10 protein-coding genes are annotated in these 12,823 nt (G+C 36.5%); 5 read left to right on the top strand and 5 right to left on the bottom strand.

What is annotated here, in order from left to right:
• Positions 1–518: 518 nt before the first annotated feature.
• Positions 519–962, bottom strand: a complete 444-nt coding sequence (locus F6K23_RS06235; RefSeq protein WP_293152118.1) for a hypothetical protein — start codon at positions 960–962, stop codon at positions 519–521.
• A gap of 308 nt (positions 963–1,270) precedes the next feature.
• On the opposite strand from F6K23_RS06235, the gene F6K23_RS06240 reads away from it, so the two are divergent.
• The gene (locus F6K23_RS06240; RefSeq protein ID WP_293152121.1) at positions 1,271–2,461 is read left to right on the top strand and encodes a hypothetical protein; all 1,191 of its coding nucleotides are present in this window, start codon (positions 1,271–1,273) and stop codon (positions 2,459–2,461) included.
• Between the two features lie 479 nt (positions 2,462–2,940).
• Positions 2,941–3,705, top strand: a complete 765-nt coding sequence (locus F6K23_RS06245) for a class I SAM-dependent methyltransferase (protein WP_293152124.1) — start codon at positions 2,941–2,943, stop codon at positions 3,703–3,705.
• Between the two features lie 166 nt (positions 3,706–3,871).
• Here F6K23_RS06245 and F6K23_RS06250 read toward each other — a convergent pair whose 3' ends face one another.
• Positions 3,872–5,701, bottom strand: a complete 1,830-nt coding sequence (locus tag F6K23_RS06250; RefSeq protein WP_293152126.1) for a transporter substrate-binding domain-containing protein — start codon at positions 5,699–5,701, stop codon at positions 3,872–3,874.
• A gap of 448 nt (positions 5,702–6,149) precedes the next feature.
• Between F6K23_RS06250 and F6K23_RS06255 the strand changes: the two genes are divergently transcribed.
• Positions 6,150–7,481 carry a DUF3326 domain-containing protein gene (locus tag F6K23_RS06255; protein WP_293152128.1) on the top strand — a complete coding sequence of 444 codons (1,332 nt, stop codon included), beginning with the start codon at positions 6,150–6,152 and terminating at the stop codon, positions 7,479–7,481.
• A 212-nt stretch (positions 7,482–7,693) separates the two neighbouring features.
• On the opposite strand, the gene F6K23_RS06260 is transcribed toward F6K23_RS06255, so the two are convergent.
• Positions 7,694–7,921: a hypothetical protein gene (locus F6K23_RS06260; RefSeq protein WP_293152130.1), complete on the bottom strand. Its 228-nt coding sequence runs from the start codon at positions 7,919–7,921 to the stop codon at positions 7,694–7,696.
• A gap of 256 nt (positions 7,922–8,177) precedes the next feature.
• On the opposite strand from F6K23_RS06260, the gene F6K23_RS06265 reads away from it, so the two are divergent.
• Positions 8,178–9,983 (top strand): S8 family peptidase, encoded by a 1,806-nt coding sequence (locus F6K23_RS06265; RefSeq protein WP_293152132.1) that lies wholly within the window; start codon positions 8,178–8,180, stop codon positions 9,981–9,983.
• Positions 9,980–10,204, top strand: a complete 225-nt coding sequence (locus tag F6K23_RS06270) for a hypothetical protein (RefSeq protein ID WP_293152135.1) — start codon at positions 9,980–9,982, stop codon at positions 10,202–10,204. The genes F6K23_RS06265 and F6K23_RS06270 overlap by 4 nt, the downstream gene beginning before the upstream one ends.
• 237 nt (positions 10,205–10,441) lie before the next feature.
• On the opposite strand, the gene F6K23_RS06275 is transcribed toward F6K23_RS06270, so the two are convergent.
• A complete protein-coding gene (locus F6K23_RS06275) occupies positions 10,442–10,939 on the bottom strand; it encodes a pyridoxamine 5'-phosphate oxidase family protein (RefSeq protein ID WP_293152138.1) in 498 nt (165 codons plus the stop codon).
• 480 nt (positions 10,940–11,419) lie between these two features.
• Positions 11,420–12,433 carry a hypothetical protein gene (locus F6K23_RS06280; RefSeq protein ID WP_293152141.1) on the bottom strand — a complete coding sequence of 338 codons (1,014 nt, stop codon included), beginning with the start codon at positions 12,431–12,433 and terminating at the stop codon, positions 11,420–11,422.
• Positions 12,434–12,823 lie beyond the last annotated feature (390 nt).

Consider the following 12,823-nt stretch of genomic DNA (forward strand, 5'->3'; position numbering starts at 1 on the left):
TTATACCAATACTACTGGATTTGATATTATAGTCATATTTTCTAGGTAATTATTAGGGATATGGTTAAACAGAAATGGGCGATCGTGCATTGCCATTACTTTTGTTACGAGGACAGTGGGAGCATCTTGCTCTCGTGCCAGGTATTCCTTATAGAACCCATTTGGGATATATTTAAAAATATAGATTCAACAATTAATAATGAATAATGAATAATGAATAATGAATAATTACCTCTCCTTGAAAAGAAGAGGATTGACAAAGAGATGAAAATTTTTCTTCACAGGAGTCGATTGGATATAGCGAGGAGACCCGTTCTTGCAGACCCGCTCCGAATGGCGCCATCCCATCCTACGGAATGCTGCGCAAACGACCGCTTATTATCCCCTTAAAAGGCTTAAAAGGGGAGGCGCATACCCACAATTTTTCGGTAAGTGTGGGGACACACCCCTAATAACTCCCAGGAGGTTGGGGAGATGGGAAGATGGTGAATATGGAATCAAATTTTCAACTTTTTTCCTTATTCTATTTCTAGATATCCTGACTCCTTTGCCAAAACCCTCCAAATAGAATCTAAATATTTATACCAATTAATTGCTAAATCAATATCTGTAAACGGAACTTTAATCTTTTTAGACTCAGAAATAATAAACTCCAAAACTACTTTGCCCTGACTTACTGGGTATTCTATATCTATAGCTTTATTGTTAACTAATAATTGTAACGATCGCACATCCTGCAAAGAAAAAGTCTGCAAATTTATCGGTCCACTGCGCGTTGGTTTTCCCCAAGTTATATTATTAGTACCATCAAAACCCAACACAGCGTAAATATCATACTTAGCCTTCTCAAAAGATTCAGCCCAACTCCGGTAAGCTTCCAACTTTTGATACTCATTCCAACCTGCCCAAGCTAACCAAATAAACGCACCCAATAAGGGCAACCACAATAAACCTCTTTCCATATTAGCTTTTAGATTTTCTACTTATGTAATTTAATGTTGAACTACTATTATAGGGTAGATTAAAGGCAAATCCCTAGTTAATAAGTCAGTCTATAATGATTTGGCAAGTGCTCCTAAAAAAAATCGGCGTTGCTGAATTGAAGTATGAATGCGTGATTGTTTGGTTCTGTTCAAGCCCCCTAAATCCCCCAATTTTGGGGGACTGTTAGAGTTTTATTCCCCCCAAAGTTGGGGGGCTAGGGGGGCAAAATCATACCCAGAATCAGCAACACCAAAAAATCCTTGAAATTAAAATTTAGTAGATTTAGATGATAATTAATAAGATTCATCTCTGGCAAGAAGAAACACAAACGATAGATGGTTTTGCTAAATTAAGCATTACCCTTGAATACCCTAATAATAAACGTCAAGCTCTTTGGTATCGTCTTCCGAGCAAATATCAAGAATATTTGACAGATAGCTGCGATCCTTTTGTTATTGCAACAATTTTTCTAGCAATGAGTCGAGGACACGATTTAATCATTCATGGCCAAGTTTCCCCTTCTTTATTAGATAATTTAGAGGAATTTCAAGCTGTATGGTCTTCTTGGCGACCGAATATTTATAGAAGAATTAGCATCAATGCAAATATAGAAAAAGAACAAGAAAAAATTGTAGAAAAAGAAATTGCTATTTCGGCTTTTTCGGGAGGTGTAGATAGTTGTTTTACCGCTTATCGTCATGTAAAAGGAATTTGTGGCAGAAGAAAGCGTAATTTACAAGCAAGTCTAATGATCCATGGTTTTGATATTCCTATTCAGGAAGAAGATGTCTTTAAAAGAGCTTTTTTGAGAAGCAAAAAAATGACTTCCAGTTTGGATTTAGAATTAATTTCAGTAGCAACCAATTTTCGGCAAGCGATCGAACTTCCATGGGAAGATATTTTTGGTACAGGGATTGCATCTTGTCTTCATCTATTTACTAAACGTTATGCAATAGGACTTATTCCTGCTTCCTATACTTACCGGACTACGACTTTTCCTTATGGTTCTAATGCTATTACAGATCCACTATTATCAAGCGAAGCTTGCAAAATTTTCTATGATGGTGCTATTGCTAGTAGATTTGAAAAGATACAGCAACTTTTAGATTGGCCTGAAGCAGTTGAAAATCTTAGAGTTTGTTGGCAAGGAGAACAAAAAGATAGGAACTGTTGTCGTTGTGAAAAGTGTATTCGTAATATTCTGATTTTTAGAGCATTAGATTATGGATTACCTCCTTGTTTTCCAGAAGATGTTAGCGATCGACAAATTTTAAACCTTAGAGTAAAGGGAGGAGGATTAGATGCTTTAAAATCAGTAGCAAGAGCAGTAAAAATAGTTAATAAACAGGAGTCTTGGGTTAAAGTCTTAAATCAATCAATTCGTCGTAATCAAATTTTAGCTTTTTTAGAAAAGTTTGTTCCTCGTAGATGGAAAAAAATATTAGTTACTATGAAATGCTGGTTTTCTGGTCGATGACTGAGTAAGATTTTTGTGGTATCTTAACCGTTTCACGGAATTCAAAAGTAAAAAGTAAAAAGTAAAAAGTAAAAAGTAAGATTTTACAGGATCCAAACTTTGAGACTAAAGTAATTTGAGGAAATTATTTCAAATCTTAGATTTGAAACTATTTGTGACATCTCTAAAGTGAATTGGTATTATGTTCCAATGTTTCCCTAATTTTATGCTTTCTACATTACCGTTTCACGGAATTCAAAAGCGAGTGCGTAATTCTGAGGCCCCCTCAGAATGTAAGACGCACATCTGACAGTCAAAAGTCAAAAGTAAAAAGTAAGATTTTATAGGATCCAAACTTTGAGACTAAAGTAATTTGAGGAAATTATTTCAAATCTAAGATTTGAAACTATTTGTGACATCTCTAAAGTGAATTGGTATTATGTTCCAATGTTTCCCCTAATTTTATGCTTTCTACATTTAATTAATTTTAATGAAAATCTATGGATAAATTTGATAATCGTGCAGCCAAATATACAAGTACACGAGTAGGGTTATTCGATCTTGCTAGTACACAAATTCCTCAAGCTCGTTTTCTAGAAAGAGAATGTGCGATCGCCCGCTTAAAGTTAAAAGAAAATATCAAGTTTTGTGATATTTCGGCAGGTAGTGGTTATCTTGCAGATGGAGTTTTTGAAAGTTTAAATGGCAATGTAGATATAACCTGCATCGAGAATTCACAAGCATTTGTTGATATTCTCAAAAAAAAGTATTTTGTCATTAAAAGTTCCCTCTCTAATATTTTAGTTCCAAATCAAGAGTTTGATCGTGTTGGTTGTTTAGCAGGTATTCATCATCAACAAAATAAATTAGCTTTTTACAAAGAAGCTTTTCGTATTCTGAAATTTGGAGGGATTTTAGTTATTGGTGATGTTTTAGAAGAAAGTCCTCCGGCACAATTTTTAAATAATCCTGTTGATTACTACAGTGATATTGGTCACGATGGTATGTTTATCCGAGAAGATGAAGTTTCTCAACAATTAGAAGAAGTTGGATTTATTAACGTCACAGAAAAAGTTGAATACTATACATGGAATTTTCCCGATGAACCAAGCATGATTTCATATTGTAAAAACTTGTTTAGAATGACAAAAGCGACTTTAAATGAAGTTTATCAAGTGATTTTTGAATACTTACCAGTTACTCAAGATTCAGCAGGTGTTCATTTACATTGGCAGTTACTTTTTGTCACTGCTCAGAAATTATAATAAGTAGGTCGGCGTTAAAATTTATTGTGGTAGTAAGGCAGGAGACATAAGGCAGAATAAAATCAAACAAAAACACGAGCACTTGCAACAAGGGAAAGCAAGTATCAAAGTTGAATTTGAGGGGTGTTATGTCTTCTATGTTCCCACCCCTACTAGCCAAGCTACATCAAAGGAAACTAAGAGCCATGGGAATGACTCGTTTTGCTGCTTCTTTGCCAAATTCTATTGCCCCAGCTTCAGTGCTTTTTGTCAGGATAGACCGACTCCAGTTTTTGAGGTTGTTTCTGAGGGAAGGGTCTTTTTTTGCTCTGCTAGCTAGATCTTCTGCTGCTTTTTGTTCAGCTTCTGTTGCACTGTAGGTTTCTGAAAGTTGATCTAGAAGTTCTTGGATTTCTGTAGCAGCTTCTGCTAGTGATTGTTTTTGTTCTGGAGTGTAGTTATGTTGATTAGCTTTTTGACTAGCATTATCTTTGACTACGCTATCGTTGTTAGCAATGTTTACTCCTTCTTGGTGGGTATTAAATGTTTTAGTATTATCGTTAGTCATAGAATTTGCTCCTATATTGAGTGGTTGACTTGCTAATATATTAATACTTAACCTGTCTATAAGGTCATTGAGTGTTTTTGTTTGTGGATGCTTAGTCTGAAAAGTCTTGAGACTCTGACCATGACTTTGAGCTTCCTTTATGTCTAGCTTATAATGCTTCTTGACGTCTTCAAGTGCTAATTCGTACTTAGATCTAAACTGCTTTATGAATTTTTCTTTTTTTAAATGACTTTTATATAAACCCACCTGAAAAGATAGATCATTGTTGTCTTTGATACTGAGTTCATTATTAATGGCTAGAAGCACAACATCATGTTCAACTTGTACCATTTTAAAGGTGTAGATAAAAGCATTCCAGTCAAACTCGTCTTCCTCATCAAAAATTATTTCTGCTGTTTGAGCTTTTAAACGTAAATAACGAATTAACCAAATGAATGCAACTAAAACAGTTACAACTAAAATTATGGATAATACTTTGGAAGCTAATTCAACCGTCTCAAGATATCTAGTATCATTTTCTTCTCTTTCGATTAGGTTTGAGATGCTGTCGTACTTGTTTTCTAGTAGCTCTTCAATAATTCTTTCTGCTCCAGGAGTTTGAAGCACTCTATCGACGAAATCACGCCATTCTTTCTCACTATCATGAAACGCGAGTCCATAGGGTTCAATACTTAAAAAGTTATTTTCAGGATATAAATAGTAATTATCTGGGTTATCTAAATACTTTTTTCTTTCTAATTCTGCTTCCAAAATTAAGCTATCAGTAGCATATGCTATAACTGATTCTTTCTTCAAATATTCTATTCCGTTCTTTCTTGTAGGAGGATTAGGAGACTTCCGATTGGCTAGTCGATAGACATTTTTAAGGACTGAATATGTCGTTGTATTTTTTATAACACCAATAGGTTCCCCTTCAAAAAGAGGATTTTTATTAACTTTATCTAGCTGATCTTTTTTGATCAAAAGTCTTGTCCCTGTCACAAAAAAAGGCTCAGAAAAAATAATGTTTTGATACCTTGGATGAAAAAAATTATCGTCACTTACTTTTCCGGGAATACTATTTGGACCACATTCAATATCAATGTTTTTATTTCTTAAGATATCAAATCTTTCTTTTTCTATTTCTCTTGCGCTAATATCTTTATACACAATTTTTATCGAATTCTGATTAGGTTCAATTCCTTTTAATTTTCCCAATTCGTCTTTCAAAATCCCAGCCAACTCTACACAGAAGCCTCTCCAGCTATCATTCTCTTTATAACTAATAGGATAGGAGTCAGACCTAACTCCAAAAATCAGAGTATTCTTATCCCCTTTCTTAAATTGTTCTAAAATTGAATCTTTATTACTATCTCTGATATCAGGTGCAATTTCCTGTGATACAACAGGTAGATTTACACTCAGCATTGTTCCCAGGGCAATCCAACTGAGCCAAAATATTTGTCTCATAGTGACTTAGAAAACTTTAGGTTCTAACTGTTGGTATTAACTCCAAGTTTCTTTTTCTTAAAAAGTAGCCTGAATTAGCTCAGAAACTTGATTTTACTTATGCTCTATCGATTTAATTACTGTTTCCCCCATTTACAAGAGAAATCCGGACAAAGTTGGAAATAGCACCCTCAAGGGCAATATTTGTTAGTTAAAAATAATCTTGCTACACCTACCAAATCGCCCATTCCCAAAGCCAATATGGATTTCTTATGAATTCTGGCCAAAAAACGGGTAAATTTTACAAAACTTTACAAGGTGTGCGATTCGTTCTAAGTACTGGAGTTTAGACTATTAATTGATTTAGACTATTAATTGATTTTAAGATCAATGATCTCAATCCGTCCCCGGAATTGAATAATTATTCAAGCTTTAGTCTAAACTCCAATTCAAAACAACGAGGTAATAATTGATTATTAAAAATATTGTACGCAAGTGGCCTATAGATCAAGACTTATTATGGCTAGATGCTCTCAAACCTTTGTGGTTAGAACTGCAAGAAAAAAATCTTTATCCATTGAGATTTGCTATTGTTGCTACTACTGAAAATGACTGTATTTTAGAATTGACAGTTGTAGAGATTAATCCAGAAGAAAAATGGTTTTCACGACTCAATATTAATTCTTTATTGTATTCTACTCCCAGAACTCATACTCCTTTAGAAAAATTTGGAATTGTCCAAATTATTCCTACCGGAATTAATTGTAGTTTTGGTGGATATGCTGGTGATGCTACTCCTGTTACTAATCTTTTGTCAAGTTGCTGTGATTTTGTCCTCACTCATCCCAATGCTGTTAATGCATCTGAAATCAATGAATTAAGTAAAAATACTTTATATATTGAAGGGAAAACTTTAGACGATTTTATGTTAGGAGAAATCGGACTTGAACGCCATATTTCACCTAATCGCATAGGAACTATTATCGATCCTACAGGTAATCATTTATTAGATCAAGTGATTCATGTACTAAATGCGGGTATGGCGGTAGGTGGTTTTAATTGTGATACTTACACAATTCCTAGCATAGATTTTGGAGTAAAGATTGAGTGGACATCTACAGGTTGTGCCAGTGGTACAATTACTAATCCTGAAGTGCTACTGGAAACTGCCGAAGCTTTGCTAAACCAAAGAATAGATGCTCTCGGAGTGGTGTCTGTAATACATGGTGTAACGAAGGAAATGTGTGAAAAACATATTGCTGGTAACATTCCTAATCCATCAGGGGCAGTAGAAGCAATAATTACTCATTTATTGTCAAAAATCTTCAGAGTACCCACAGCTCATGCTCCTTTACCTTATTATCAAGATGTTAAATATCAGTCGGTTGAAAATCCGCGCTCTTCTGCAGAATTTATCTCCACTCCACACTATTTTTGTGTATTAAAGGGATTACACAATGCTCCTCTGATTGTTGACATCAAAGACGCACGTGCTGAAACTATTACTATCAATGATATTGGTGCTGTTGTTGTGCCAGCTTCGGCATTAGGTGGAATACCTGTATTAGCTGCACAATTACATAACATACCAGTTATTGCGGTCAAAGAAAACCGGACAATCTTAAATGTTAATCAAACAATAATGCAACTACCCAACCTGATTGAAGTGGAATCATATTTAGAAGCCGCAGGTTTAATTACTGCTATGCGTAATGGTATGAATCCTTTTTCTTTGAAACGTCCTATTTTTCCAGCAAAAGAAGTTAAATTCTACTCTCCACAGCTTAAAACTAATCTTTGATTTCGGGTAACACTTGGCATACGGCGTTGGTAAAGCGCATGTATGATATTAATCTTAATTACTTAGGAGTCAACCCACCCGCGCGCCCCTCCCAGGAGGGGAAGTTAGGAGTCAGGAGAGAAGAAAGAAGAAGCATAAGGAGAAAGTTTTTTCGTGGCGTAAAGGGAACGAAGTTCTATAGAACCCATTTGATAGCTATATAATTATGGTAGTCAAGTCTTTTCGCGCATCAATGAGTGAGGAAAAATCATATGAAGGAGTGTTGAATTTTTTGGTAGTCCTGCATGGTAATGGTGAAGATATATCTTTTTTAATTTCTCCCGCACTCCCCATCCCCCCATCTCCCCATCTCCCCATCTCCCCATCTCCCGCACTCCCCACACACTCTCTACCATTACTATGCACCACCACCAATTTTTTGTATGATCACGAACCCACATCTTCCCTCCTGTCTCCTGTCTCCTAGCTAAAAAAACTTGATATTTATGAAGATACGCTTAGGGGTTCTATAGCGCTTTTATCCGGACATGATATCATACCTCAAATTATCAACGCCGAAATTACCAGTGGGGGATTGTCCATACAAGTTTCATCCTGGGAATTGACCAATGCCACATTTCCGCCCAATACCTCCAATACTGCAAACTCTGAGCTATCGTAGTAAAAAAGCCTTCAATCTAGTGGATATCTCAAGCAATGAAAAAATTTCTGTTTGTCTGCTTATTTTTAATTGGGCTTGGTTGGGCCTTATCTAATTTCTCTGGTTTGGCCAATAAAGGAGTCTATGACTCAATTGTTCTAGACTTCCGTGAAGATATCGGAGTTACTAAAATTGTCGATGAAATTAAGACAATCTCCGAACAATACCAAGTCAGTCCTCGTCTAAATAGTGAATTTTCTATATCAGATAATGTATATATTGTCAAGGGCGATCGCCAACTGCTCAAAGAACTGAAAAGCTCTCTAAGCAAATATACTGAATACATAGAACCTAACTATGTTTATAGCGCTAATGCTATCATTTTTGAGGGCGCTAACGGCGTTCCCAACGACCCTATGTACGGGAAACAATGGAACCTCCGCAGCATAAATGTGGAGGAAGCATGGAATGAAACAAAAGGCGACGGCGTAACTGTAGCGGTGATCGATACAGGAGTCACCAGAGTTCCCGACCTGCAAAAAACTAAATTCGTTACTGGCTACGATTTTGTTAACGACCGGACTTTAGCCACCGACGATAATGGTCACGGCAGTCACGTTGCAGGGACTATTGCCCAATCCACCAATAACGAATATGGCGTAGCAGGTATCGCCTACGAAGCTAGCATTATGCCTTTAAAAGTATTATCTGCTAGTGGTGGCGGTACAGTTTCCGATATTGCCGAATCTATAAAATTTGCTGCTGACAATGGTGCAGATATCATCAATATGAGTCTTGGTGGTGGCGGTGAAAGCCAAATAATGAAGGAAGCTATCAACTATGCTCATAGTAAAGGCGTAGTCATTATTGCTGCTGCGGGCAACTCTGGGCAAAATTCAGCAAGTTATCCCGCTCGTTATCCCCATGTTATCGGTGTCTCTGCTACTGACTCAAGTGGAGAAAAAGCTTCCTATTCTAACTTTGGTGCAGGAGTTGATATTTCTGCTCCTGGTGGCTCAACTTCTGGCAAAAATGAAGCTGGTGGTATTTTGCAAGAAACCATTAACCCAGAAAATGGTAAGACTATATTTGCTTCCTTCCAAGGTACCAGCATGGCGTCTCCCCACGTTGCAGGTGTGGCAGCATTAATCAAAGCTAGTGGTATTGAAGACCCAGAGGAAATTGGCAACATTCTCAAAAAATCTGCCAGAGTTGTCAAGGAAGACCCACTAAATCATTTTGGTGCAGGTCAGTTAGATGCTGCTGCTGCAGTGAAGTTGGCAATAAAAGGTCAAATTACTTTCCGCGACTTCTTCCGGTGGTTGCATGATAATGGGTATCTCAGTCCTGGTTTTTGGCTTGATGGTGGTGCTGTGGCATTGTTACCGAAGTTGGCAATGGTCTTGGGGTCTTATATATTAGCTTGGTTTCTGCGGAATTATTTCCCTTTCAGTTGGAGTTTCCCTCTCCATACAGGATTAGTTGCTGGTAGCAGTGGGTTATTTTTCCTCCGTGGCTTCTATGTCTTCGACTTACCACAATGGCCGATGCGTGTGATGGGTAGCTCCCTACCTGAAGTCGGTGGAGCTATTCAAGGTAGTGGCATTTTGAATCCCATTTTTGCTAGTGTTTTGATTCCAGCATTATTAATTGTGTTGTTATTAGGAAATCAGCAATGGAAGTGGTTAGCGATCGGCACTACTATTGGTGTTACTAGTTGTTTGGCTGTGAGTGCAGTTGTAGATCCGGCAGTTTGGGGATTAGGTTCTGGTTTTGCTGCTCAAATTTTCCTAGTTGTGAATGCCTTTTTATGTTTAGGTTTAGCACGTTTGGCAATTAGAACAGAGGACAAATTAGCATGAGTAGTATTACGGTAACTGGTACTGTGGAAAAGAAAGGATTTGGTACTGGTACTTGGGCGTTAGTAACTGATGATGTGACTTATGAGTTGAAGGATGCTCCTCCTGAGCTATGTCAGTCTGACCTGAAGGTAAGCATTACAGGTGTGGTGCGAGATGATGTGATGACGATCGCAATGATTGGTCCAGTATTGGAAGTTCAATCTTTCGAGATATTGGAATAGCAAGTAGGGGCGAATGGCCATTTGCTAACGCTCGGATACCTTCATAAGCTAAACGTTCATATGCCCTTGACAAGCTAGGTACATTTTGTTATTATAAGGCACAACACAGGGGGAGGACATCACCTCTGTCTAAACAGCGGTCAGGGTTTCCCAGACTGAAGAATCCCGCGTTGTCCCGTAAGGGCAACGTCGGGAGTATGTCAAGATTTACAATAAGCCCGCAACATGGGCTTTTTTTTATTGTTTTATTTCTTGAGTAATCTCTACTCTTTTATCAAGAAAATAATCCTCATAAGGTTCTTTCACATTAACCCAAATAGTTGTTGGCATGAACCGGAATAAACGCCGCAGTCCTGAGTTAAGAAAATATTTTTTGTCTCTTTTTGGTTTGCCATTTTTTGTGTAGATAGTATCAATTGCTTTATTGAATATTTTGTCTTCTACTTCAATAACTTCAGCTATACCTTTGAAATAAACACCAAATCCCTCTCCACTCAATGCTGTTGAATCATAAACAACTGCAAAAACCTGCCCATTATTAATAATATTTTGAGAGTGCTGATTTTCTATCCATGATGACCAATAAAATGTGTAATCTTGATCAAAACCGTAATAGACAGGTGAGTTCCAAGGGTGTCCTGATTTATCTACTGTTGCTAAAGTGAGATAGGTAATTTCATTGAGTACCTGTTTTGCTTTTTCAGTGAGTTGATCGATGGGAGATGATATCTGCATTTTTTCAATTTCTCAAATTTGATAACTGTTTGCTACAAATAGTTAGGCTATTTCTTATATAGAATCCGGTTATATAGTATATGTTGATAATTCTATAATTACTTCAATATTTAATCGGACCCACTCCCCCACTCCCCCACTCCCAACAACTCTAATAACTATTCAACCGGATTTGATATTAGGAGTAAACCCACCCCTAACCACTGCCAGGAGGGGAACTCAGGAGGAATGAGTCAGAATGAATGGTTTTAATACCAGTTTTTAGGTCGGAAATTCTCTACACTTATTATTCGTAAGATTCTTTTTTAAAATTGGTATAAGTCCTATTAATAGGATATCAAATCAACTTGATTTGGTATAAAAAATGTTTCATCTTCAGAAATTAGCAAATCTTTCTTATTCTTTCTTCCCTCCTGACTCCTGACTTCCCCTCCACCGGAGGGGTTAGGGGTGGGTTGAATCCTGAATTCTAATATATATTTAATTGAGAGAATTTTGTTGAAAAATAGGTAGACCTTCTGGTGATAAAACAATATTACCTTGACTATCTCGTTCTACATCAAGAAATAGATAATTACCAGCATCATTTCTTTCTAAAACTAACTTTCCACCCTGCATTTTATAACTAGGAGGATGAAATTGAACCATACCTTGATGCTCAAATATTTCACCTTTATCATCCTTAAAAATTGGACTTACTACTAACTCTCCATTAGCATCAAATACCCAATCTTGAGTTTGTGGGTCTCGCAAGGGAGTAGGATAAATAGGTAGGTTTTTTGATGTTTTAATTAACTGCTCACTACTATCAGTAATGGGATAAATAAATACAGGTTTATCTTGATTATTATAAACCAATTCATTTGTTTTAGGGTCTCTTAAAGGAATTGCACCTGGTAATGGTGGTTCTGGTACATCTAATTCTGGATGAGGCGGATGTAAATTAGGTGAATTAGTATTAGGTAAAATTTCATAATGTTTGCTAAATTGAACTGCTGTAGGTGTAAAACCAGAACGTTTCAATAATGCTTGTATACCTTTTTGGTCGGCAGCAATTAATAAGTCAATATCACTTACTTCCATTTCTTGTGCTTTTTTAATTGCCGTATTTGCTAAGAGTTGAATATTTTCTGGTTGACGATGTTCTGGTTGAACGTACATTCCTAAAACTGAACCGATACGTCGAGGTAAAAAGGGATTTTCTAGTTCGTGTTCTTCTAAAAATTCTGCTGGTAAGGTAGGAGGAGGTGCTTCATCGTAGAAATAGATAAATATACAGCCAACTATTTGATTTAGATTGTTAGTTTGAGCTTCTAAAATATAACAATAAGATAGAGGTTTATTGAGTTGATTGCTGACATATTTTTCATAATCAAAGTTGGGTTTTAGTTTCATTGATGGGTCGATAGTAGCTCGCTCGGTAGCAAATTCTGCCCAGAGGGGTGCTATTGCTTGACTATCTTCTGGAGTTGCTAATCTATGAGTGTAAGTCATTTCAGTTATTAGTTATTAGTTATCAGTTATCAGCAGCTCTGGGTTTAGCCAGAGGATTGAAATACTAAAGTTTATTCTTTATCATACCTTTAAAAGGTAAGTTTTCAAACTTTATTTTTTTGTTATATTTTTCTGTTGAAATTTTGTTAATAATTTGTTGAATGTTTAGTTATGGAAAAGGAAGGCTAAAAGTTTTTTGTTTGTTCAGATTAGTATTTGGCAAATACCTGCAAACTATCATAAATTTATGTGTAAGCATTCACCTCTTAGCAGTCAGCGCTTCCCTGCGGGATGCTACCCAAACAGCAAATAATTAATAATATTATGTTCGGTTGAATACTGACACTTTGGAGGAAGGAAGGCAGAAGGCAGAAGGGAAAGAAAGGTTCA

The organism is Okeania sp. SIO2C9 (assembly GCF_010672455.1).
Classification (GTDB): Bacteria; Cyanobacteriota; Cyanobacteriia; order Cyanobacteriales; family Microcoleaceae; genus Okeania.